This window comes from Salmonirosea aquatica (genome assembly GCF_009296315.1).
In the GTDB taxonomy this organism is placed as follows: Bacteria; Bacteroidota; Bacteroidia; order Cytophagales; family Spirosomataceae; genus Salmonirosea; species Salmonirosea aquatica.
This window is the reverse complement of record NZ_WHLY01000002.1, coordinates 1,603,818-1,628,096: the sequence shown is the minus strand read 5'-3', so window position 1 is coordinate 1,628,096 and position 24,279 is coordinate 1,603,818. Positions and strand designations below refer to the sequence as shown.

Below are 24,279 nucleotides of genomic sequence, written 5' to 3'. Positions count from 1 at the left end.
GCTGACGTAAGTAATTGAGCAGTTGGAATACTATTGGGCAACAGTTCAGGCTGACAGTTTTTCAATTAAACATTTGTAATTTAACCTCAACTTTTGTAGCTTTATTCAACATTTGTTACGGGCTGAACGGTTTCAAAACCAGCCACATCGCAAATACTTATCCGTAAGCGGTAAATTTAGCACAATGCTATAACGCCATACTCAACCCTACCACATTTCAAAATCTCATATAGCTTTTTACGCCACCACCTCCACCCGATCCCCAACCCGAATAGTACCTTCCTTCACCACCCGCGCCAGGATACCCCCATGCTGACGCATGGCATTGTAGCCACCTTCGCCGAGGTTCTTCTCCATACGACTGCACGGATAGCATTCGCCGGTATATTCCAGTACGGCTTCACCGATGGTAAAGCGTTTGTCTTTTAAAGCGAGCAGGTTGATGCCGCGCATCACAATATTGCGGCGGGTCAGAAGAGGATCAATCGGTTCCTGGCCCAAAAACGAACCCACCGCTGTCAGATGCTCTGCCTGAATCAGCGACACCTGCCGCTTGCTTTCCGGTTTTCCCTTGTAGCGGTCGCCATCGAGTCCGGTTCCGATGCGGGCGTAGGCTTCGGCTACCTCTACCATCGGCTGCCGGGCTACGGGGCGCAGGCCGATCCATTCTACGGTACCTGGATGGACAAAATGCTGCATCAGTTCGTGCAGTGGGGAGTTCTTGGAGGGCTCGGTCATGGTTTCTTTTAATTTGAAAATCAAAATAGCGGACGCCCGGGGCCAGTCTTCTGATGATCGTCAGGGTAAAGCCCATTCTTTAAGGTCTTTTAAGACAAAAGTCAAGCTGAATTGTACTGCCATCGATCTATGCATATTTTCGCAAAAATACTATTTCCCATCTTACTCCTGACTATCCTGACCGGACTGGGGCCAGCCAAAGAAGAGGCAGTGCCGCGTCCGCGCGACGTGTGGGCCATCCGCTCGGTACTCGACAAAAAGCCCCGGATGCTGACCGTGGCGCTGGACACGGCGATGTACATCGCCTACGACATGGCGAATTGCAAACCCTACAAAGTCTGGAAAGGTGGGATATCGATGGACGGCGCGCCCTATACCAGCAAGAAAGAGATTCAGCCTACCTCCTGGGGAACAGAGTACCTGTCTGATAGCACCCAGCACTTCACCTGGACCGCCCAGCGCAACGGGAAAACGCAGGAGGTGCAACTGCAAAGCCGGGGGTACCTCTTCCGGAAAAACCAGATCTATCTGCAACACACCCTCATTGTTGCGGGCAAAGACACCATCACGATCGAGGAGCGGCCCGAATTTGTGCGAAGCAAAGAAGGCAAGCCGGGGCTGGAAAGGATCTTCGTCACCAGCCACGTGCCGGCCGATGTCAGGGTGACGCTGAAAGCCACGCTGGGCAATCTGGTGCTGGTGCCCAACGGCCGGGCGCGTCATGTGGATTATTTCGATCCATTGCCCGCGCAGCGCCCGCCCGTTCCTAAAAAAGAATACGGCCACAAGGGGGAAGAATTGGTGGAAAAGAGCGACTGCCTGACTTGCCACGAACAGGTGGAGGCCAACGTCGGGCCGTCTTTCCAGCAAATCGCTGCGCGCTATACCAAAGACAAAAAGACCGTAGCCCAGCTGACCGACAAAGTCAAGAATGGTGGAACGGGCGCATGGGGAAACAGTATGATGAATCCGCATCCGGCTCTGGCAACCACCGAGATCGAAACGATTCTCGACTACATTTTTACCCTGAAACCCAAAGCCAAAACAGCCGAAAAAACGGATACCAAAGCTACGGCCAGCCTGGAGGTACCAGCCAAGGCTGGCTTTGGCGCGGCGCTGGAAGGCGTCCACCCCAGCTACGACCTCAGTACATTGTCCACGCCGGGCTTTAACCCGAAGGTAGGGGCGATGGCGTTTCTGCCGCACGGACGGCTATTGGTCACGACCTGGGACACGGTGGGCGGGGTGTACCTGCTGGATGGCCTCACTAGGAAAGATGGCTCTGATATTCGTGTGAAGCGTATCGCATCCGGACTGGCCGAACCGTTGGGTATCGAGGTCGTAAATGGGGAGATCTATGTGTTGCAAAAACAGGAACTGACCAAACTCATCGACCACGACGGCGACCAGATCATCGATGAGTACCGCACCATCTGTAACGGCTGGGGTGCCACGGCCGACTTTCACGAGTTTTCGTTCGGGTTGGTTTATAAAGACGGCTACTTCTACGCCACGCTCTCGATGGCCATGCGGCTGAAACCCGATGAAAAACAACTCCCCGACCGGGGACGTACCATCAAAATCAGTCCGGACGGTACCTTTGAATCCGTAAACTACGGCTTGCGAACCCCCAACGGCATCGGCCTGGGCGTCGACAACGAGTTGTTCGTGCTCGACAACCAGGGTCAATGGCTGCCGGGCAACAAGCTCATCCACGTTCGGGAGGGAGAATTTAACGGCATGGGATGGGGTTGGCTCGACGAATCGGCGCCAATGCCGCGCATGGTACCCCCGCGATCTGGCTGCCCGAAAACGAAATCGCCAATTCTCCCTCCGAACCCGTTCTGATCAAAGAAGGTACCTACAAAGGCCAGATTCTGCATGGGGATGTGACACATGGCGGCATCAAGCGCGATTTTCTGGAAAAAATCAATGGCCGGTACCAGGGCGCAGTGTTCCGCTTTTCGCAGGGTTTCGCGGCGGGCGTCAACCGCCTGCGCTGGGGCCCCGATGGCGCGCTGTACGTGGGAGAGGTGGGCATGGCCCCCGGCGGGTGGAGCTGGCAAGATCATACTTCCGGCTTACAGAAACTGACCTACAACGGCAAGGGTACCTTCGAGATGCTGGCCGTGCGGGCTAAGCCGAAAGGTTTCGAAATCGAGTTCACCGAGCCGTTGGGCAAAGAAGCCACCGCCCAAATGAAAGAACTGCTGATCCAGCAGTGGTGGTACCAGCCCACGCCCAAGTACGGCGGACCCAAAATGGACCTGACGGATTTGAAGGCCAGCCGCATGACGCTTTCGGAGGACGGCAGGCGGCTGTACCTGGAAATCCCGAATCTAAAAAAGGAAAATGTGGTGTATTTCCGCCTACCGAACGACCTGAAATCTGCTTCCGGGCAACCCTTGTGGTCGTCGGAAGCCTGGTACACCTTGAATGAAATTCCACTAAACTAATTGCAAAGAAAACCCTGTGACCTCAGTGTGAACCTCCACGGTTAAGAAAAACACATGAATATAAATAGAAGAGAATTTATAGGAAGTAGCGCCCTGCTTGGAGCGAGCCTGCTCAGCCAGGGTACCTTGAAGGCCATGCCCCAAGAAAAAACCATCCGCATCAAGGACGTCAGTTCCAATTTTGAACGCGAGCCGCTGAATCCCTACCGTTTCAAAGGCAGCGCGATCACCGAAAGCTGGCAGACGCTGGCGTATCTGAAAACCGACGGTGATGTGCACAAAATCGGGCAATGTACGCAGGGGGTACTCTGGTCTGATTCCAAGGTTTTTGCCAATCACTCCGAAACGGCAGGCAACGCCCTGATGTACGCCATGACCGAGCGGGCTTTGCAGATGATGAAAGGTACCTCGTTTACTAATCCGGTAAAATTGGTGGACGATATCCTACCGGAGGTACTGGCCTACGGCAAACAAATTACGGGTAACCCTGATCTGCGCACTACTTTTGCCCTCAACGCGTTGGTGGCCGTGGACAATGCTGCCTGGCTACTGTATGCCCACGAAAATGGGTTGACCAGATTCGACGATATGATTCCGGCAGCTTACCGGCCCGGCCTGTCGTATCATCATGACAAAGTGGCCAGCATCCCGTCGTTCAGTGTGGGTACCACCGCCGAGCGCATCAAGCAGGCTGCCGACGAGGGGTACTTTATCCTAAAATTGAAAACCGGCGCGGCGGGTACCCAGGCCGAAATGATCGAGAAAGACATTGCCTTCCTGACGGCCGTGCACAAAGCCATCGGCCACTACGAAACGCCCTATACGGCCAGTGGAAAGATCCCCTACTACTTCGACGCCAATGGCCGTTACGAAAAGAAGGAAACGCTGCTGCGCTTCCTGGATCATGCCAAAAAGATCGGTGCCTTCGATCAGATTGCGGTGATCGAAGAACCCTTTGCGGAAGAGAACGAGACCTACGTCGGCGACCTGGGCGTGCGGGTGGCGGCCGATGAAAGCGCGCACACGGTAGAAGACGCCGCCCGGCGCATCGAGCAGGGGTACGGGGCCATTGCCGTGAAGGCCATTGCCAAAACCATGAGCATGACGATGAAAATCACGCAGCTGGCCTACGAGAAGAAAATTCCCTGTTTCTGCGCCGATCTCACCGTGAACCCCATCCTGGTGGACTGGAACAAGGCCGTGGCGGCCCGCCTGCCGCCCTTCCCGGGTATGAGCATCGGCTTGCAGGAAACCAACGGCCACCAGTATTTCAAGAACTGGGAGAAGCTCGAAAGCTACCATCCGATGGCTGGCGCCAGCTGGACCGAAACCCAGAAGGGCGTGTACATCACGGACAAATCCTTTTACGAGAAGAGCGGTGGTATCCTGGCCCCCTCGGCGCATTACGAAGCGGTATTCGCGCAGGGGTGATTTTGGTGTAGGGAAAATTCGTAAATTCGTATAAAACAATTTCCATTGCTATGCCCGCCATCACCGATCTTTCGCAACTCGACCTCAACGGTACCTACTCCTACGCTGACTACCTCACATGGCGGTTTCAGGAACGGGTAGAATTGCTAAGGGGGAAGATTTTCAAGATGAGTCCCGCGCCTAATGTTCGGCACCAGCGCATAGCATCCCGGTTGCATGTGTGGTTGGGTGGAATCTTGGATGATCATCCCTGCGAACTTTTCTCCGCTCCTTTTGACGTGCGGCTCTACAACCTAGAAAAATCACTCAAAGCAGATAAGGAAGTATTCTCCGTAGTGCAGCCCGACCTCTGCATCGTATGCGATCCGGTCAAGCTCGCCGATAATCGAAGTTGTAACGGGGCTCCCGATCTGGTGATCGAGGTACTCTCACCGGGCAATACCAAGCGCGAAATGAGCGATAAATTTCAATTGTACGAAGAAGCGGGCGTACGGGAGTACTGGCTCGTGCATCCCGCCGATGAAGCCGTGCAGATTTATGTCCTGAACGAAAATGAGCGGTACATTGGACTTCAACCTGCCGTGGAAGTAGCTCAATCCGTGATCTTTCCTGAGCTGCACGTCGATCTGGAAAAGCTTTTCAAATAAAAATAGGGGGCAGAAATAATCCGCCCCCTTCTTCAAGTGAGTCCAGAATCTGGAATCCAGAAATTACTTCAATCAATACAACTTCTCGTAGTACTCCGTGGCCATGCGGTCGGAGCCGAAGAAGGCATTCACATCGTTCATGCTGGTGAGTACCATGTTCTGCCACTCTTCGGGACGATCGTAGTAGGTGGGGAGTACCTGGGTCTCAATCAGCTCAAAAAGATTATCCATGTCCTGCTTGTTGATATCGCCTTCCTTAGCGACGGGGACGATGAACGAGTTTTCTCCATCGCGGGCAAACTCACAGATCCAACCATCGTAGGTTGAAAGGTTGAGCGAGGCATTCATGGCGGCCGTCATACCACTGGTACCTGAGGCTTCGCGGGTCACAACGGGATTGTTGAGCCAGGCATCAGAGCCATCTTTCAGCAGTTTGGAAAGCGCGAGTTCGTACCCCGTCAGCACCGCCATGTTAGAATACAGATTACTGAGATACACCAATCCATTGAACGTATTGATGGCTCCCATATCCTTAGGATAAGGCTTTCCGGCCCAGATGATCTGAACAGGGTACTTCTCATTGGTCATCAGCTTATGAAAACGTTCACGATCCCAGGTGAGCATGTCAGCCCGCTTATATCCTGCAAATCGCCGTGCCCACACGATGGTCAGTACCTTGGGATCAAAGAGTTTGCCGCATTGGTTGGCTACGGTCTTGAACAACTCTTTCTTGAGCACTTCCTTACGGGCCATAATGGTTTTGGTGTCGCTCTGGGTACGGGCTTTTTCCAGCGTTTCGTCCGTCCAGTAAGCCTGATTCTGAGCATTGGTGATGTGGTCTATTGCACAGATTTTGTCATACCCGCCCCACATTTGCCGCGCCACCTCTCCGTGGAGTTTGGAAACGCCATTGGCCTTGCGGGCCAGGCGCAGAGCCGCCAGCGAGTGATTGAAGGTATCATCCTTATGTCCGGTGATTTTACGAACCGTGGCCAAGGGTACCCCCGCAAAGAAACCCAGCGATTCCAGAAAATGAATATTATGCTTTTCATTGCCGGCTTCTTCGGGGGTGTGGGTCGTGAATACCAGCCGCTTTTTCAATTGGGCAGCGGTCTTATATTTCTGATACAGGTAAAACGCCCCTGACAGGGCATGGGCTTCGTTGAAGTGGTATACTTCCGGTTCGTATTGCAGGGCATCCAGCATCTTGGTACCCCCAATCCCCAGCACCATGCACTGGGCTACCTTGGTGGCATTATTTGCCGCGTACAGATTGTAGGAAATGGACCGGGCTTCCGCGTCGTTACCCTCGGTGTCGGTAGTCAGCAGAAACATGGGGGCCGTATCGAACACATCGGGCGGCAGGTAGTAGGCATGTACCCACACGGGTTTTCCGGCGATATCGATACTTACCCGGGTCTGGGTGTCAACGAGAAAGTGATAAAATTTTTCGCGAAACTCCGGTTTCATGCTATTGTCTACGTTCCGCTCCTGATCGTAGTAGCCGTGTTTCCAAAGCATTGCGATGCCGATAAGGTTTTGGTTTAGGGCGTAGGCGCTTTTCATGTGGGAGCCTGCCAGGAAACCCAGACCGCCTGAATAAATTTTCAATGCCTGATCAACGGCAAATTCCATCGAAAAGTAGGCTACGGATTTTTTGAACTTCTTATTGGGTTTCAGCGGGTGAGTAAAAGGTACCGTGAATGGTTGATTCGATTGCATAAAGCGTAAAGATTAAATGAGGTATAGCCGCCAATCTATAAAAATCCGTGCCGTTTATTGAATTGAAAGCTGAAAAGGGAGTGATGACAATGCCTGTTTTAGGTCCGGACACATACAAAAAAGCCCTTCCAGCTAGTGGAAAGGGCTTTTTTGTTTTGAGCAAAAACGGAATGTGAAAACTTATTTGCCGCCTTTGTGGGATTTGGCGTAGTGTTCTTTCAGTAGGTCTTCCGAGAAATCGTCCGTCAGGTCGCGAACAACTGTATGAATGTGATTGGCATCGTTCTGGGTATTGTCAAACTCGATGAGGATTGTCGGCCCCTGAATGCGGTAGTAATGACCGGCACCCTTACCCATTTTGAGTTCGGCATCACCCATCCAGGCAAAGTACAGGTTATCCATACCCGCTTTTTCCAACTGTTGCATCTGCTGGTTCTTGAGCGTCACGTGGTAGCGGTCAAGGTACAGAGCGATGAGTTTTTTGAAAATTTGCTTTTGGGCCGGAGTCATCTCTTTCATGGTCAGGCCTTCCAGCTTGTCTAGCCCCGTCACCCGGCGCTGGTTGACCGAGAAAATTTCGTAGGGTGATTTTTCGGCCAGAATGACCTGCTTTTTCTGATCGGCAGAGAATGAATTCAGGAGTTCATAGCCCATGTCTTCTTCCGGGCCCAGTACCCGCTTCCCTTTCTGGGGAACGTCAATGAGGACATGACCGGGATTGCTGCCCAGAAAACTCGGCGTAAAAGATACATGACCATTGACGGACGTGTAGTGTAATGAAATATGGTGGCCTTCCATGCGCCAGCCCCAGGGCTCTTTGGCAGCAGGATCACCATACACTAGGAAAGCATAGTTTTCGGGATCGCGTCGGGTATCGTTGGGCGGACGGCTTTCCAGCACCCGCAGCACGTTTTCCAGATCTATGATATCCTTTATCTTCTGGTAGCCTTTATCACTCAGTACTACCTCTACCATGTGCATGGCCGCCTTGCGTTGGGAGTCATTCATGCGTTTCAGGTTGAGGCCCAGTCGCTCGCGCGGAATAAAATGCCAGTTGTAGCGAAGGGTATCGGCCAGGGGGTGCATTACTTCGGTTTTCTGATCGCCGTTCAGGGTCGTGATGAAGGCATTGGCAGCTTGTGCCATCTGCTGGTCTAGTTTGTCTTTCGGGCCAGGGCCTTCAAAGGGTAGGCTTGCCCAGGAAGGTGCTGTCACAAGTGCTCCCAATCCAATGAAGAGCAGGGAGAAAAGGGTACGGTACTGTTTCATAAGTAAGTATGTAAGCAAAATTAGTTTGCAATATGAGTTAACCTAAAAGGGTACCTTAGAGCTCCCGGATTCGGATGTTATTGAACCACACTTCGTCGCCGTGGTCTTGTAAGGCGATTTTACCTTTGGTATGGGGGGTAGCGTAAGCCCATTTACTGAACTTGCTCTTGGCGAGCTGATCTTTCCAGGCATCGGAACCGTACATATAGTCCACCACTTTCACGCCATTGAGCCAATGCTCCACATGGTTGTCCTTTACCACAATACGCCCTTTGTTCCATTGCCCGGCGGGTTTGGCTACCCACTGGTTAGGAGCTTGCATATCGTAATTGGCACCGGTTTTCTGACGGTCGTTGATTTTCACCATTTTGCCACCGTCGTTAAAGGGAGGGTACCCTTCGTCATCGATGATCTGGTACTCTGGACCGGAATAGTAGGTGGCATTTTTGGGGTCCTCGATTACCTTGTAAATGACCCCACTGTTGGCCTTGGGCGGAATCTTGAAGTCGAATTCCAGTTCGAAGTCTTCGTATTCTTTATCAGTAACCAGGTCGCCGCTGCCGCCATGTGACATCAGGGCGCCGCTCATCACCATCCATTTCTTGGCATTGTCGGGCCGGTAAGCGTGCCAGCCTTTGGTAGATTTACCATCAAACAGCTTTTCCCATTTGCCGGGTTTCTGAGCCCACGAAAGGCTGGCCAAAAGACAAATCGTGAGAAGTAGGCTAAATTTTTTCATAGGCTTATTCAGTAGAAGTACAATACTGGGTAACCAAAGAAAAGTCCGTAGGGATTATACTGTAATTGGCAGGGTTGGCCTTTCAACGCTTTGAGCGGACGGCAGTCAGAGCCTTCTGGGTGAATTCAGACAGTACCAGGGTACCACTGATGCCAGCGCGCTGTAGCAACAAGTTGTCCCAGTGTTCAGTACCTTCCCACAGTACCCGCTTCATCTGACGCATCGCCTCCGGGTCATAGGCCGCTAACTTGCGGGCCAGATCGAGAACCCGCTGGTTGAGTTCGTCAGAGGTTTCAAACACATCGTCGTACAGGCCCTTTTGCCAGGCCCAGAGTGCCGATTCGAATTCGGTGGCATTAATCGTGAGGTGGCTGGTGGCGGCCAGGCCAATTTTGCGCTGCACCGCCGGTTCGATCACAAAAGGACCGATACCTACCGTAAGCTCACTGAGTTTTACTGCGGCATCGTGCGTAGCCAGGCAGTAATCGGCGGCGGCAACAAGTCCCACACCGCCCCCGACCGCCTTGCCCTGTACCCGGGCAAGAATGAATTTGGGGCATTGCCGCATGGCATTGATGACATGGGCGAATTTTGAGAAAAATATTTCCCCTTCCTGAATGGTAGCAATGGCGGATAGTTCGGTCAGGGAAGCTCCGGCGCAAAAGGCACGGTCTCCACCTGATTGGAGCACCAGCACAGATGAATCCACTGATTTGCCTGCTTTATCGATGGTCTGGGCCAATTGGTCCAGCAGTCCGGAAGGCAGTGAATTGCCCGCCGGATGGAAGAATTCCACGGTGGTAATGCGGTTTTCGGTCCAGGCTTTTACGTAAGGAGTCAAGGTAGAATACTATAAAAGACTAATGGATGGGATGAGAGAATACACAAATTGCCTGGCATTCTCTCAACCCAACTTTTAAAAATTATAAAAAATTATCTTCCGAAGAGCCTGGCCCAAAAGCCTTTGGCTTTTTTGGAAACTTCCTGGGCGGCTTCGGTGGCATCTTCACGCAAGTCAGCGATTTCTTCCGAGGCCTTGGCGGCCAGGACGGAAGCCTTAGCCTTGGCTTCGGCTACTTTTTCGGCGGCTTCTTCTTTCAGTTCGTCCAGTTCCTCGGCGGCCTTAGCAGCAATTTCCGAGGCCTTGGCTTTCACCTCCGCAAATTTTTCCTCTGCTTCCTCTTTGAAGTCATCTACTTCTTCGGAAGCCTTTGCAGCCAGGGCTTCAATTTTTACTTTGGCGGCAGCGGCTTTTTCTCCCGCTTCTTCCCGCAGCTCGGCCAGTTCTTCGGCTGCTTTATCTGCCAGTGACTCGAGTTTGCCTTTTACTTCGGGAGCTTTTTCGGTAGCCGTCTTTTTGGCGTCACTTACTTTCTCAGCAGCCTGGTCGGTTAGGGATTTGATCTCGGTTTTGGCTTCATTGATCTTTTCAGTGGCGTCTTCTTTTAAATCTGTGATTTCCTCTACTGCTTTGGCTTTTAAAGCTTCCGCGGCGGCTTTAGCCTCATGGGCTTTCTCAGTAGCTGTTTCTTTGGCTTCGCTCACTTTCTCATCGGCCTTCTCCGCCAGCACTTCTGCTTTGACTTCGGCGGCCTTTGTAGTGGCAGCGGCTTCTTCTTTTACCTCGTTCACTTTTTCGTCAGCTTTTTCGGCGATCGATTCGGCCTTCACCTTCATATCATCGGCCTTTTCGGTGATTTGGGCTTTTGCATCGTCCACGCTTGAAGCTGCCTGATCGGGAAGGACTCCGGTAGATTCTTTCGCCTGGGCGATGTTTTCAGCGGCAAGTTTTCGGGCGGCCTCCTCTTTGCGAGCCAGTGCCTCAGCCGCCTGTTTAGCGGTGTCGTTTGGATTTTCTGCCATGATGGTTTGGGAAGTTAGTTGGAGTCGAAATGTACGAACAAGCAAGATGTGTTGCAAATCAGGGATTTATCCTGTGTCATCCCGTGCTTTGAGGAAAATACTACCCAAAAGTCCGGTCTTACTGCCGGATCTGGAAAGTGGCACTGATTTTTTATTCAGCCGATAGTACCTAATTACCCCGAAAACCTGTAACACAACCTATGAAAAAAGTAGTATTAATCACCGCCATATACGCAGCTGTCACCATGGGTTGGCTCCTGACAAGTTGCGATTCCACCCCTAAGGATGGCCAGAAAGAGTACGCCGAAGAACAAGCCGATGCAATCGATGAGGCCGATCAGGCCCGTGCCGAAATGCAACAGGCCGAAGATACCAGTGACCTGGCCGACGTACGGGAAGAACTGTCCGACGCGGCCAAGGAACTTGAAGCCGCTCGTAAAAACTACCTGACCGAGCTTCAGACCCGCCAGAAAACACTTAACGAAAAAATAAGTGATCTGGATGGAAAGGTAACTGATCCCAAGCAGGCCAACCGTGATAAGTGGGTGGAGAAACGTCAGAAACTAGTGCAGGAGCGCGACCAACTACAGGCGAATTTGCTGGAATTGCAGAAACCCATGACCGAAGAACGCTGGACGACGGCTGAAAAAGAGATTAAGGAGTTAATAGCCGCAATAGATCAGGAATTGAAAGATTCGTAGGGTACTCGACAGATACCTGATATAAAACAAACTAAAACGGGGTGCGGACTGAAAAGTCCGCACCCCGTTTTAGTTGAGGCGCCTTATCATCAGGCTTTTCACTAACTCATAAAAAGCCTGGGGTTGTAGGGTACGCCAGTTGTCGAGGTGCAGGGTACCCCCGAAATTGAGGTAGTAATCGAGGCGGAAACGTTGCCACTCGCGTTCGACGTGGTCGCGGAAACTTACCGCCGCAATCCATCCATCTTCGACATCCTCGAACCATTCGGCGTAATAGTCGTCCTCGGCCCCGTGGAAATCCATGATATTTTCACCAATCAGAATGAATTGATTGATGCCCTCGGCCACAAACTCATCCACTACCCGCCGCTTGAAGTACATGATGTCGTTGTGTTTGGCGTCGTTCCACTCGCCAAATAATTCAATGATGACAAAATGCTTTTCATAATCCGCGAAAAGTACCTTCACATACAGGGTAGCAGAACCGATTTCATCCCATAGCGGATGAATATAGTACCCATAAATGTCATTTTCATACTGGTTGAGATTAGGCTCGTGTCCGTAAAAGGGCGACCTCTTGTCGCGGTTGGCCTCGTAGTATTTTTCCCAATTGTAAAAGGGTTCAATGTCTTGCATGGTGTTGCTTGATGGGCTAATAGGCAATAAGCTTTCTGCTTTTTCACGCTAACGAAAAAAGCCGGGCGGAGAATTCCCGCCCGGCTGTAAATTTTATAGAGAGACACTTTCGGCGGCATACTACCGAAAACTAATAGCTGCCTTACAACTCCCTAATCCACACATTCCGAAAGCTCGTCGGATTGCCGTGGTCCTGCAGCATGATGGGGCCGCGTCCGTGGGGTTTGATGGTGGGCCGACCGATGTAGTCTGTGTTGCCCTGAATGGCCGTATGATTCTGAATCAGCACGCCGTTGTGCAGCACTGTAATGTAGGGCGGAATCAGCATCATACCGTCCTTGTTGAAGCGGGGCGCGGTGTACATCACGTCGTAGGTCTGCCATTCGCCGGGTTTCTTGGCAGCATTCACCAGCGGCATGGTCTGCTTGTAGATCGACCCCGCCTGTCCGTTGGAGTAGGTACGGTTATCATAGCTGTCGAGTACCTGCAGTTCGTAGCGACCCTGCATGAATATCCCACTGTTGCCGCGTCCCTGCCCATTGCCTTTCACTTCCGCGGGCGAACGCCACTCGATGTGTAATTGGTAATCGCCAAAATCGCGTTTGGTCTGAATGCCCCCCTTGCCGGCGGCGGTGATGATGGCATTATCGGCTACCGTCCAGGGCGCTTCTCCGCCTTTGACCGATTCCCACTGATCCAGGTCTTTGCCGTCGAACAGGACGATGGCATCGGAGGGAGCGGTAAAACCGGAAACGGCCGACGATGGTGCACCGGGCGTTACCAGGCGCGGCACCGGGTCCCACACTTCACTCGATTCAGGGGTCATTTTCTTGGGTTGCAGCTGGGCCTGGGCTGCCCAGGTGACGGTCAGGAAGAGGGCTGAAATGAATAATTTCTTCATGTGATTCGTTGAAAATGTAAGGATAGAAGTACCGGGTCGATCCGGTACCTTTTATAAAAAAGCCGGATGGATTCGGATTCTAACCAGACAAACAACCGATTTCCCGATTCAAAATCGTAATTTTCGGGCCTCAAAAATTCATTCACCTATGATTAAACTTTGTATGCTTACACAGCGAAGTGTTTTATTGAAAGGCACGCTCTGGGCGCTGGCACTGGGATGTACCCTTTCGGCGGCGGCTCAAACTCCCATTCCCCTAAATGATCTTTCCGCCTTCACCAACAAGGCTGGCAACTGGAGCATCGTCGGTGACGCGACGGTGGATATCTCCCAGCCCAATGTACTGAATACGACGCCCGGTAAAGGGGTGTTGGCTTGCATCCATAAGCAAGGTACCTACGGGGCCGATTATGAATTGCTTTCCAAGTTTGAGCACGGCGATCTGGATATCGAGATGGACTACATGCTCGCGAAGGGTTCCAACTCGGGTATTTACCTACAGGGAAATTATGAAGTCCAGCTTTTTGATAGCTGGGGCAAGAAAGCGGCCAAATACAACGACAACGGCGGCATCTACGAACGCTGGGACGATTCCAAGCCCGAAGGCCAGAAGGGTTATGAAGGCTACGCGCCCCGCGTCAATGTGGCCAAGGCACCCGGTCTGTGGCAGCATATTGCTATTTCTTACCAAGCCCCCCGTTTCGATAAGGCTGGTAAGAAAATCGCCAACGCCGTGTTCCTGAAAGTAGAGCTGAATGGAATCACCATCCATGAGAATGTGGAGGTAAGCGGTCCTACCCGTGGCGCACTTTCCAAGGATGTACCCATGGGGCCGCTGCGGATTCAGGGTGATCATGGTTCGCTGGCAATCAAGAACATATTCATCAGCAATTTTGACAAAAAACCAGGTACCCTCTCCAACTTGCAATACAAAGCTTACTACGGCAGCTATTCGCAGGATATCGATCCGGCTACGCTGAAAGTAGCCGAGTCGGGCAAGTCAGAAGAATTGTCGTGGGAGGTGCTGAAAGACAAAAACAACTACGTGCTGGTATACACAGGTACCTACAATGCGCCTACTGCCGGCGACTACACGTTCAGGATTCAGGCCTCGGGCAATAGCAACCTGAAAATCGACGGCAAACCGGTGCTCGGCGATGCCTGGAAAAACAACAACGAATTCCGCACCGTTACGACCAAACTCAGCGCGGGCGATCATAAAATGGAACTGTACGTCAACAAGCGCGACGGCTGGCTGCAGCCTGTACTAGGGCTTTGGATCGCCGGACCGGGCTTCCGCGAGGTACCCTACCATAGCCTGGGTTCTACCCTGGCCGGCGGCGGCAGCGACCCGATTCTGGTGAATGCCGATAACAATACCGTATTGCGTAGCTTTATGGACATCCGCCCCGAACCCAACAAGCGTGAGCGCATCGTGCATGCCGTATCGGTAGGCAGCCCCGCGGGATTGCACTACACCTATGATATGGAAAAAGGTGCGGTGTTTCAGGTATGGCGGGGTGGATTCCTGGATGCAACGCCCATGTGGGAAAACCGGGGCGACGGCTCCTCTCGCCCACGGGGTAGTGTTACTTTTCTGGGCGATGCACCGCTGTTGGCCAAAACCTCGGGCCAGTGGCCCACCGACACTACCGGCAGCAGCTTCCGTCAGCGAGGCTATGAGCTGGATGCCAACGATGTACCTACCTTCCTATACGATGCCTTTGGTACCTCCGTCACGGACCGTACTTCGGTAGTCGATGGTCAGTACCTCAAGCGCGAGATAAAAACGGGCAAACCTGTCAGTGGCCTTATGGCCCGCCTGGCCGAAGGAAAAAAAATCGAGAAAATGGCGAATGACCTGTACGCAGTCGATGACAAAAGCTACTACATTCAATTGCCCTCAGGCAGCCCGGTACCTGAAATCAAGAAGGTCAACGGAGGCCAGGCGCTCATGATGCCCGCCGATAAGGGCGAACTGAACTATTCGATATTATTTTAATCAATAAAGCCAATAGCCATTGGCTACTAGCTGCTAGCTTTTTTTACCATGAAACAATTCTTAAAAACCACCTTCGCATTCCTGGCTTCCTGTACGCTGTTGCTGGCCCAGGAGTCGCCCAAGGAAGAAGATTATTACAAAATCCTCACGCCGCCCATTCCCGAGGGAATCATCCTGGAAGTAGGCGGACTTACCACGCTGCCCAACGGCTCCATCGGCATGTCCACGCGCCGGGGTGAAGTCTGGATCATGGACAATCCCACGAGCCGCTCGCCCTACTTTCACAAGTACGCGTCGGGTTTGCACGAGATTCTGGGTCTGGCCTGGAAGGATGGCGCACTCTACTGCGCCCAGCGTGGCGAATTGACCAAGCTGGTCGACAAAGACGGCGATGGCAAGGCTGATCTGTACGAAACCGTATATTCCTGGCCGGTGTCGGGGCACTACCATGAGTATTCGTTTGGCCCCAAGATCGCGCCCGATGGCAGCTTTTTCGTGAGTGGTAACGTGGCCTTCGGCGATGAAGAATGGTGGCGCGGCGAAAGCCGCGTACCGGGTCGGGGCTGGATTTTTCGCATCACGCCCGATGGCAAGTTCGAGCCCTACGCCACGGGAGTACGCTCGCCCGCCGGCATCAGTATGCTGAACGGCGAATTGTTCTACACCGACAACCAGGGCGACTGGATGGGATCGGGCGGGATATTCAAGGTTGACAAGGGCGATTTTATGGGCCACCCTGCCGGACTTCGCTGGTCGAGTCTGCCTAATTCGCCCGTCAAGCTATCTGAGAAACAGTTTTTCTCGGTGATGGACAATCGGCAGGTGAAGGATAAAAACGGACGGTACATCAAGCCCGAAAATGTAGCGGACGAGAAAGATCCGATGTTCCTATATAAGTTGAAGGAAAAATTCCCTGAAACCGTCAAACTTCCCGCCGTATGGCTACCCTACGGGATTCACGGAATTTCTACCTCGGAAATCGTCGTGGACGATACGGAAGGGAAATTCGGTCCCTTCGCCGGACAAATGTTTGTGGGTGATCAGGGCCAAAGCAAAATCATGCGCCTGTTCCTGGAAAAAGTGAACGGCGAGTACCAGGGCGCGGCTTTCGACTTCCGGAGCAATTTCCAGTCGGGGGTACTGCGCATGACCTACGCCAAGGACGGTTCCATGTTCGTGGGTGAAACCAACCGCGGTTGGGGTTCGGCGGGCGACGCCAATCAGGGCTTGCAGCGGCTGGTGTGGAACGGAAAAATGCCGTTTGAGATGTACTCTGTGAAGGCGATGCCCGATGGTTTCGAGGTGAACTTTACCATGCCCGTGGATCGCAAGTCGGCTGAGAACCTGAATTCGTACGAAATCAGCAGCTTTATCTACAAGTACCATGCCGTGTACGGAAGCCCTCCCACCAACACCGAAAAGGTACCCATCAAAGGCGTAAAGGTATCGGAAGATGGTAAAACCGTGCGTATCGTGCTGGATGGTCTGCGCCGCTACTACATCCATCACCTGAATCTGGATGGTATCCGGGCCGCCAACACCTACTACTCACTGGTGCACCCTTCGGCGTACTACACGCTGAACAATATTCCGATGGGCGAAAAAATGAAAGTTTCCGACCTGACCACGACGCGTACCGGCGATCGTAAGGCTTCGGCCGATACGAAATCAACGATGGATCTGGTATCGCCCGACGGGCAGAATCAACCCGCTGCTGCCACGGCTTTGGCGGGTGCCCCTACCTACGAGGAAATCAAACCTTTGTTGCAACGCAACACCTGCCTGGCCTGTCATGCCGCCGACAAGCGCGTTGTGGGTCCGCCTTATGTGGAGGTAGCGAAGCGGAAGTATAGTAACGAGAAGATCGTGGATTTGATCTACCACCCCAAACCTGAAAACTGGCCCGACTACACCACGCCGATGGCCGCTATGCCGCAGGTACCCCGCGATGAGGCGCTGAAAATTGCCGCCTGGATCAATTCGCTGGATAAATAATTGGATTGTTTTTTATAGAAAACAGCCTTCCCGGTATCAGAACCGAGAAGGCTGTTTTGTCTACCTGATTGTTACAAACGTACCCCATAGGCTATTTGTACTCTTTTCACAAATCCAGCCGGGTGATAGGTACCCTGAACTCTGCCTTGACCAGCACCGTGTCGGGTAAGACCCTCTCCTTGTTTTCGCTATCCCCAAAAAGGATTTGAAAATTTCCTTCCATGATGTTGGCTACAGTATCCACCCGGCTGATGGTGATTTGATGGTTGAAGGTAGATTTTTCAAGCACGTACACCTGGTCCAGGAAAACATCATAATTTGATAGGCTCAAACTGCCCTCTACGTCTTCACAGTTTTGTGAATTATATTTTCTTTTGAAGATTCTGGCGGTACCTTCTGTTGGGGAGATGTCAAAAATAGCTAAGCCTAGCCTATCCAATCCAAGATTAGAAAAAATTTGAAGATTGATGCCTATTTTTTTCTCTCCACAGGATTCAGTAGCCAGGTATGCGCGAATTTGTGACTTGCCATCCCAAGTTATACCATTGATGCTTCCTTTCACTACACCCAAGCTTAGATCGATTGCTTCCTGCTTGCAGCTAGACAGCAGAAAGAGAAATACAAGCAGTTTTTTCATGGGAGATGTAGGTTAGGGTACCTTCAAACCAAATAACGACCCAGCACATTCAATATTTTAATTTCGGCTGACCGGCGCGTGGCTGCTTCCAAAGAAAAAAGGGATCATCCCAGCTCGTGCTGATGATGATCCCTTTTGATAGCGAAAGTACCTTCTTTCTACACTTTGAACTTCTTCTTAAGGTACCCCAGTGCCATGCCGTAGGCTACCTTGGCGTTGGCTTCGTCGTACTTGGGGTTGCTGGGATTGGCGAAACCGTGTACACCGGGAAAAATCTTATAGGTCAACGTTTTGCCCGCCTTCTTCATGTTGGCGTCGAATTGCTCGATGACTTCCTTGGAAATCCGCTCTTCGGTCGCGAAGAGGCCCAGGACATCGCCATCCAGCTTTTTGAGTTGTTCTACATCCTGCACGGGCATGCCGTAGTACATCACGGTACCAATCGTTTGGTCGCCGCCGATGAGGCCCGACCGCAGCGACCAGCCGCCGCCGAAGCACCAGCCTACATTGGCTACCTGTGCCTTAGGCCCGGCGTAGTCGAAACCCCCTTTGACAATATTTACCAGGCGGTCTTCCTGGGTACCCATCATCAGTTTGCCCGCTTCCTGCGGATTGTCGGTCGATTTGCCGTCGTACATATCCAGCGCCAGCACGTTGACGGTTTCGCCTAAATCTTTGTAAAAAGTATCGGATTGACGGCGGATGTGGTCGTTCAAACCCCACCATTCCTGATAGACGAACAGCCATTTGTCGCTGTTCTTTTTGGCTTTGATCAGGTACCCGCTCGCGTCTTTGCCATCGGGTGTTTTGAAGGTAATTTCCTTGCCCATGCCGTCATAGTTGAGCGGGAGGGGCGACGGGTGCAAAGCCTGAAAGGCCGGATCGAGCGCGAACTGCTTCATGCCTTCCTGGGGAAAAGTGAAATCAACGGCGGCTACCGTATGACAGACCGGAATGGTTGCAGGGGTACCTTCCGATTGAGGCTGCCCCAGGTACAGGCCGAATAGACCGGCCAGCATCAGATGAAAAGAAACGAGAAATTTGGTCATAATTCTGAACAGTTAAAGTTGCCTGGTTTGTGACAGTGAATAAGCCTTTTTCCGGACAATTTGTTTGTTTTGACCCCTATCTTTTTTACGATGCCGGAGCGGGTTGGCGGGGTTTCATTTTCAGGCTATCGGCCGGGTAGGTTGCTTTTAGCATGGCCATTTGTTCCTTTGCCCAGTTTATAATCAGTTCACGCTGAGCATCCGTCAGGTTGGCGTCGGGGTGCATACCCAGGTAGGTATAGTCCTTAATAGGCATTTCTTTTTCTTCTACCATTTCCACAATCTCTTCCAGCTTATGGTTCTGCACGGCAATGGGGCGCTTAGTGAACTCCGAAAAGTTCAGGTGGCGCTTGCCATCGGTAATGTGGTTGTCGAGCCACCACGCCACAGGTTGTACGTTATAGTACCAGGGGTACACGGTTTTGTTGGTATGGCAGTCGTTACAGGCTACCTGTAGCACATGGTTGACGTCATCGGGTACGGTGTATTTGGTAGAAATGTCGTAGGTACGGTCGTCTGACTCATTCCGGTCGGGACGGATGAATTGAGCCAAGATCAGTAAAGCAGCGAGGGCTAGGAAGATTTTCAGAATCATGTTCATAGAAATGAGATTTGTCGGGGTCCGGTACGCCGGAGCGGCCCGTGCGATTAGGAGAGATAAGAAAAGCCTCCGATCAGGAAAATCTAATGGATTTCTTCCGATCAGAGGCTTTTCTCAAAAACAATATGTAACAGCAATCTATGGAAAAACCACTTTTAACTGTCAATCGTCCACTGTCAACTGCCTACTTATCCCAAAACAAAGGTTCGGAAAGCGGCCCAATGGAGGGTACATTTACGCCGTTCTCGGAAATTTCGACGCTTGGGTACGCCACCCGGCGGATGAAGGTAGGTAGCGCCGCATTGACGGGTAGCGTGAAACCCTTGTACTGGTAATTGAAACGGCGGGCGTCGTTCCAGGCTTCGGGGTTGAGGTAGGTGATGACGTATTTCTCTTTGAAAATCAGCGCCAGGGTCAGGTTCGCTGCTCCGACTGACACGCTCGGATCATTGATGTAGGTATCCCGGGCAGCAGCGGCCACGCCCAACTTATCCATGTTGGCTTTGATGCCTTCCAGATAGGCGGCATAAGCTCGTTCGCGATTACCGGCCCGCAGGGCGGCTTCGGCCTCGATCATCTTTACTTCGGCGTAAGTGACAATTAGAAGCGGCGAGTTGTCGCCGGTGAGGGGCGAATTGAGTGAAATGTAGCTTTCGTCCTTTACGGTATTGTTGCCGCCCACGTTGCCCTGTCCGTTCACGGTACCTTTGTAAACCCCGTTCACGGTCTTGTCGGTGATTTTCTCGATTCGGGGATCGAACAGCCCATAGGTGGTGCCATTCAGCTGATTTACCAGCTGGGTCGACAGCCAGCCGTCCAGCACCAGAGCGGCATTATCGCGGGCTACCTGCGCCCACGGGTTGCGTAGGAGAAAGGTGCTCATCTGGGCGTCGTCAGCATTGGATGTGTACGACTTATCCACGGCTTCCAGGACAGACGCTGCGTTGTAGGTGCTTTGCTTGGAGACTTTGTTGAGCATCCGGGCTTTCAGGGCATAAGCGGTCTTGATCCAGTTGGCTGTTTTGCCTCCGTGGATCAGGTCGTCAGAAGCACTGAGCTTGATTTTGGAATCCGTTTTGGAAAGTTCGGTGATACCATCGTTGAGCAACGTCAGGGCGGTGGTGTACATTTCTTCCTGCGAATCGTAGGCCGGCGTAAGGGGCTCACCCGTGAAAGCCTGGCTGAACGGTCCGCTGCCGAATGAATCGGCGATGAGATTGAGATGATACGAAAGCAGTACATCGGCTACACCGACATATTCCGACGACTCTTGTTCCTGTGCCAGTCTCTTCATATCCGTCAGGTCGGCCATGGCGTAGTAAATCGCGTCCCAGGTACTGGTATAGTCGGTTTCCTGGTAGGTGTCGGTAGAGCCCCCTGAACCCGGATTGGCCAGATATTGCACGAAGTAGGAAGTAATATTGGCCATCCGCTGCGAGTTGAGGGCGGTTTTCTGCGTGGTAGTCGACAGCAGCGAATTCAACGGCGGATTCGAGATCAGGTTCGGATTCTCGTTCAGATCGAAGTAATCCTTGCAGCCGTTCAGTCCGAAGGTGCCGAGCAGAGCCAAAGTCACGAAGGTGTGTTTTATGATATTTTTCATTGGAAGTATTTTTATAATTGTATGAGCCAAGGGCCATTAGCTAACAGCCATCCGCATTTTAGAATCCTACATTCAGCGTAAAGAGGAAACTCCGCACGGCGGGGTAGGTAAAGCCGCTGAACCCATTGACATTGCTACCGCTGTTGTTGGAGCTGGTTTCGGGGTCATAACCCGAATACTTGGTGGCCAGCCACAGGTTGTTACCCGTTACACTCAACTGGATGGAACGAAACAGACTCTTTTCCAGCAAAGAGGTAGGTAAGTTATAAGCCAGGCGTACCGAACGCAGCCGTACCCATGAAGCATCTTCGATGAAGTTTTCGGAGATACCCCGGTGCACATTGCGGTAGTAGCCGTTGCCGTAGTCTACGCCATCCGGACCCACGCCCTGACCCAGGAATACCGCTTTGGTATTGGGGGTACCGTCGGCCAGCACGCCCTCAAAGACTTTGGTTTCATTGCGGTCTTCGGTGTATTTGGCAATCCCGAAGGCAGAGAAAAAATTGCTTAACTGATTGTAGCGATCCTGACCTACCTGCGCATCGAACAAAACAGATAGACTCAAATCGTGGTACCTGAAGCTGTTGTTGAGACCTCCAATCCAGTCGGGTAATGAATTGCCGATAAGTTTTTGGGCCGAGTTACGAACCGGAAAGCCATTGGAGCCAATGACGATCGGACGGCTCTTGTCGATGGTCATCGGATCTTCGGCCGTGCCATTTTCGTAGTACCGCTGGTAGCTGGTACCGTACAGATTACCGTAGGCTTCGCCCGGAATCAGTTTCATGCTCACCGTCGAACCCGAATAGCCATACTGGGAAGCGTAAGCGATTTCGGTCAGTCCTTCGCGGATGCTGATCACACGGTTGCGGTTGGCCGAGAAGTTCAGACTAGCGTTCCAGGAGAAGTTGGTCTTCTGGACGGGGGTACCTTTCAGCACTAGTTCGACTCCCTGGTTGCGCATGGTACCCGAGTTGATGGCAGCCCGCACATAACCGGTAGCCGATGATACGTTCACGTTGATGATCTGGTCTTTGCTCAGCGAATGATAATAGGTGAAATCAAGTCCCAGTCGGCTGCCGAAAAAGCCCAGTTCCAGGCCCGCTTCGTAGGTTTCCGTAAATTCGGGCCGCAGAGTAGGGTCACCCAGCAGCGAACCCCGTGAGAAACCCGTAAGGCCGGTAGGCAGATTGGTGTAGGAAGCATAGCCCGTAGTAGTAGAATAGGGTAGGGCGTCTTTACCAATTTTCGCGTAAGAAGCCCTGACTTTACCCAGGCTCATGTAGGTAGGAAGCGCCAGATGCTGCGAGAATACATACCCCAAACTAGCCGAAGGATAGAAAAATGAATTGTTGGGTGCCAATAGCGACGAGGTGATGTCGTTCCGGCCGGTCAGGGTCAGGTAGAGGTAGTCTTTATAATCGAGGGTCAATTCTCCGAAAATCCCCATCAGACGGTAGTCTTCGGCGCTTTGCGTAGGGGTGATGGTCTTGGCATTCCGCAGATCGAAATAGTTATATACCGTAAGCTCATTGCCTTCGGCCCCAAAGCTCCGGCTGCGGCGGTCGTACAGGTCATGGCCCAGGCGCAGAGTACCTTTCAGGTTCTCGCCGAGCTGGGCGGTGCCGCTGGCCGTGAATGTGGAGGTAATGGACCGGAACTGGGTATTGTACTGGTACACAAAGCCTAAGTCGTTGTCCTCGTAGACGTACTCATCCGCAAAGCCCCGGGGCCCCGGCGCCGTGCGCAGGCGGTTGTCGGAGTAGGTGTCCAGACCCGCCCGGTAGTTGAGCGACAGCCACGCGAAGGGCGTATAGTTGAAATTGACTCCCCCAATCAGACGGTTCACATTGTCGCGCAGTTTGTTGGTGTAGGCACCATAAATAGGATTGTTGTTGCCATAGGTGTTCATGGTACCATCGGGCTTGATGTAATCCGTCACGTCGTAGCGCGGCGACCAGTAGCTCAGGCTCTCGCTGAATCGGTCGGCGTTGTAGCGATCGCCGCCTGAGTTGATGAAGTTGAGGTTGGTACTGGTTGTGAACTTCTCACTGAATTTCACCTGGGCGTTTAGGCGGGCCGAGAATTTATCAAAATTTGTGAAAGGAATAACCCCCTCATGGTGCAGGTGCGACAGTGACGACAAAAAAGTGATTTTGTCGGTACCCCCCGAAAACGACAGGTTGTTCTGAAATTGCTGGCCCCGCTGGTAGGCATCTTTGAAGTGATTGTAGAGCTTGTCGGGATGGGTAGGGTCAATTTTCTTGGCTTCTTCCACGGTAGGTCCCCACGATGGAAAAAAGTCCTGGGGATTATAAACACCGCCGTAGCCGATGGTGTATTTATCCTGCACCTCGGGAAACTTGTTGACCGTTTCGGTGCCATAGGTACTGCTGAAATTGGCCCGCAAAGCGCCCGATCTGCCCGACTTGGTCGTGATAACCACTACGCCGTTGGCCCCACGAAGGCCGTACAGCGCTGTGGCCGCGCCCCCTTTCAGAATGTTAATGGTTTCGATGTCGTCGGGGTTGATATCCGCCGCCCGGTTAGACATCCCCCGTAGTTCGGCGCTCTGCCCCTGCGTGGAGGTACTGTTATCCATCAGGATGCCATCGATCACGAACAGCGGCTGATTGTCGCGGTTGACATCGATGGAGTTGATGCCCCGGATCAGGATGCGCGCGCCCTGGCCGGGCGCGCCACCTGTACTGTTGATGGTTACGCCGGCTACTTTTCCCTGCAAGGCATTGACCAGGTTCGTCTGCCGGTTCTGCATCAGTTCGTCACTGTCTACCTGTTGGGTGGCGTAGCCGAGCGCCTTCTTCTCACGGCTGATGCCCAGTGCCGTCACCACCACCTCATTGAGCGTCTTGGTATCTTCGGACAGCGCCACGTTGACCGTACTACGGTTGCCCACGGCCACTTCTTTGGTAACAAAGCCAATGGAACTGAAAACCAGCGTAGTGTTGGCACCATTTACCCGGAGGCTATACGTTCCGTTTTCGTCGGTCAGGGTACCCTGAGTACTGCCTTTCACGGCCACGCTCACGCCTGGTACCGACGAACCGTCTTTTTCGGAGGTCACCGTACCGCTCACCTGCGTTTGCTGGGCCATGGCCACGTGCAGCCCCACCAGGAGCCATGCCGTGAAACATACCTGTACAATTTTTTTCATGGATACATTTGAATTTTAGTTGTGGAAAAATAAACATCCTATATTCAAAGATAGGAAATAAGCCTCAAAGTGAGTTGTTGGAAGTTGCAAAATGTAGTGGGGACTGGCCGGGCA

20 protein-coding genes are annotated in these 24,279 nt (G+C 52.4%); 7 read left to right on the top strand and 13 right to left on the bottom strand.

What is annotated here, in order from left to right; all coding sequences use genetic code 11:
* Positions 1 to 237: 237 nt before the first annotated feature.
* Positions 238 to 738 (bottom strand): MOSC domain-containing protein, encoded by a 501-nt coding sequence (locus GBK04_RS07855; protein ID WP_152758386.1) that lies wholly within the window; start codon positions 736 to 738, stop codon positions 238 to 240.
* Between the two features lie 129 nt (positions 739 to 867).
* On the opposite strand from GBK04_RS07855, the gene GBK04_RS07850 reads away from it, so the two are divergent.
* From GBK04_RS07850 to GBK04_RS07840, 4 genes are all read left to right on the top strand, one after another.
* A complete protein-coding gene (locus GBK04_RS07850) occupies positions 868 to 2,586 on the top strand; it encodes a c-type cytochrome (RefSeq protein WP_373330810.1) in 1,719 nt (572 codons plus the stop codon).
* Positions 2,490 to 3,194, top strand: coding sequence for a hypothetical protein (locus tag GBK04_RS30430; protein WP_373330809.1), 705 nt, complete (start codon positions 2,490 to 2,492; stop codon positions 3,192 to 3,194). The genes GBK04_RS07850 and GBK04_RS30430 overlap by 97 nt, the downstream gene beginning before the upstream one ends.
* A gap of 135 nt (positions 3,195 to 3,329) precedes the next feature.
* Positions 3,330 to 4,625 carry an enolase C-terminal domain-like protein gene (locus tag GBK04_RS07845; protein ID WP_373331446.1) on the top strand — a complete coding sequence of 432 codons (1,296 nt, stop codon included), beginning with the start codon at positions 3,330 to 3,332 and terminating at the stop codon, positions 4,623 to 4,625.
* A 50-nt stretch (positions 4,626 to 4,675) separates the two neighbouring features.
* A complete protein-coding gene (locus GBK04_RS07840) occupies positions 4,676 to 5,272 on the top strand; it encodes a Uma2 family endonuclease (RefSeq protein WP_152758382.1) in 597 nt (198 codons plus the stop codon).
* 72 nt (positions 5,273 to 5,344) lie between these two features.
* Here GBK04_RS07840 and glgP read toward each other — a convergent pair whose 3' ends face one another.
* The 5 genes from glgP to GBK04_RS07815 form a co-directional block, all read right to left on the bottom strand.
* A complete protein-coding gene (gene glgP / locus GBK04_RS07835; protein ID WP_373330808.1) occupies positions 5,345 to 6,994 on the bottom strand; it encodes an alpha-glucan family phosphorylase in 1,650 nt (549 codons plus the stop codon).
* Positions 6,995 to 7,174: 180 nt separating this feature from the next.
* Positions 7,175 to 8,263, bottom strand: coding sequence for a DUF3500 domain-containing protein (locus tag GBK04_RS07830; protein WP_373330807.1), 1,089 nt, complete (start codon positions 8,261 to 8,263; stop codon positions 7,175 to 7,177).
* Between the two features lie 55 nt (positions 8,264 to 8,318).
* Positions 8,319 to 9,002 (bottom strand): 3-keto-disaccharide hydrolase, encoded by a 684-nt coding sequence (locus GBK04_RS07825; RefSeq protein ID WP_152758380.1) that lies wholly within the window; start codon positions 9,000 to 9,002, stop codon positions 8,319 to 8,321.
* 82 nt (positions 9,003 to 9,084) lie between these two features.
* Positions 9,085 to 9,843 (bottom strand): enoyl-CoA hydratase/isomerase family protein, encoded by a 759-nt coding sequence (locus tag GBK04_RS07820; RefSeq protein WP_152758378.1) that lies wholly within the window; start codon positions 9,841 to 9,843, stop codon positions 9,085 to 9,087.
* Between the two features lie 92 nt (positions 9,844 to 9,935).
* Positions 9,936 to 10,865 (bottom strand): hypothetical protein, encoded by a 930-nt coding sequence (locus GBK04_RS07815; protein WP_152758376.1) that lies wholly within the window; start codon positions 10,863 to 10,865, stop codon positions 9,936 to 9,938.
* 200 nt (positions 10,866 to 11,065) lie between these two features.
* On the opposite strand from GBK04_RS07815, the gene GBK04_RS07810 reads away from it, so the two are divergent.
* Positions 11,066 to 11,566, top strand: coding sequence for a hypothetical protein (locus tag GBK04_RS07810; protein WP_152758374.1), 501 nt, complete (start codon positions 11,066 to 11,068; stop codon positions 11,564 to 11,566).
* 69 nt (positions 11,567 to 11,635) lie between these two features.
* Here the strand turns inward: GBK04_RS07810 and GBK04_RS07805 are convergent, their stop codons facing one another.
* Together GBK04_RS07805 and GBK04_RS07800 are read right to left on the bottom strand one after the other, a co-directional pair.
* Complete coding sequence (locus GBK04_RS07805; protein ID WP_152758372.1) at positions 11,636 to 12,202, bottom strand: hypothetical protein; 567 nt, start codon at positions 12,200 to 12,202, stop codon at positions 11,636 to 11,638.
* Positions 12,203 to 12,344: 142 nt separating this feature from the next.
* Positions 12,345 to 13,103, bottom strand: coding sequence for a 3-keto-disaccharide hydrolase (locus tag GBK04_RS07800; RefSeq protein ID WP_152758370.1), 759 nt, complete (start codon positions 13,101 to 13,103; stop codon positions 12,345 to 12,347).
* Positions 13,104 to 13,251: 148 nt separating this feature from the next.
* Here GBK04_RS07800 and GBK04_RS07795 point away from each other — a divergent pair, with 148 nt between their 5' ends.
* Together GBK04_RS07795 and GBK04_RS07790 are read left to right on the top strand one after the other, a co-directional pair.
* Positions 13,252 to 15,105 (top strand): 3-keto-alpha-glucoside-1,2-lyase-like domain-containing protein, encoded by a 1,854-nt coding sequence (locus GBK04_RS07795; protein ID WP_373330806.1) that lies wholly within the window; start codon positions 13,252 to 13,254, stop codon positions 15,103 to 15,105.
* 48 nt (positions 15,106 to 15,153) lie between these two features.
* The gene (locus GBK04_RS07790) at positions 15,154 to 17,100 is read left to right on the top strand and encodes a hypothetical protein (RefSeq protein ID WP_152758369.1); all 1,947 of its coding nucleotides are present in this window, start codon (positions 15,154 to 15,156) and stop codon (positions 17,098 to 17,100) included.
* Between the two features lie 106 nt (positions 17,101 to 17,206).
* On the opposite strand, the gene GBK04_RS07785 is transcribed toward GBK04_RS07790, so the two are convergent.
* The 5 genes from GBK04_RS07785 to GBK04_RS07765 all read right to left on the bottom strand — a co-directional run bounded on the left by GBK04_RS07785 (position 17,207) and on the right by GBK04_RS07765 (position 24,165).
* Positions 17,207 to 17,737, bottom strand: a complete 531-nt coding sequence (locus GBK04_RS07785) for a hypothetical protein (RefSeq protein ID WP_152758367.1) — start codon at positions 17,735 to 17,737, stop codon at positions 17,207 to 17,209.
* Between the two features lie 158 nt (positions 17,738 to 17,895).
* On the bottom strand, positions 17,896 to 18,786 hold the full coding sequence (locus tag GBK04_RS07780; RefSeq protein ID WP_152758365.1) for a dienelactone hydrolase family protein: 891 nt from the start codon (positions 18,784 to 18,786) through the stop codon (positions 17,896 to 17,898).
* 85 nt (positions 18,787 to 18,871) lie between these two features.
* Positions 18,872 to 19,387 (bottom strand): heme-binding domain-containing protein, encoded by a 516-nt coding sequence (locus GBK04_RS07775; protein ID WP_373330805.1) that lies wholly within the window; start codon positions 19,385 to 19,387, stop codon positions 18,872 to 18,874.
* 184 nt (positions 19,388 to 19,571) lie between these two features.
* The gene (locus GBK04_RS07770; protein ID WP_152758363.1) at positions 19,572 to 20,990 is read right to left on the bottom strand and encodes a SusD/RagB family nutrient-binding outer membrane lipoprotein; all 1,419 of its coding nucleotides are present in this window, start codon (positions 20,988 to 20,990) and stop codon (positions 19,572 to 19,574) included.
* 58 nt (positions 20,991 to 21,048) lie between these two features.
* On the bottom strand, positions 21,049 to 24,165 hold the full coding sequence (locus tag GBK04_RS07765) for a SusC/RagA family TonB-linked outer membrane protein (RefSeq protein WP_152758361.1): 3,117 nt from the start codon (positions 24,163 to 24,165) through the stop codon (positions 21,049 to 21,051).
* Between the last annotated feature and the right edge of the window lie 114 nt (positions 24,166 to 24,279).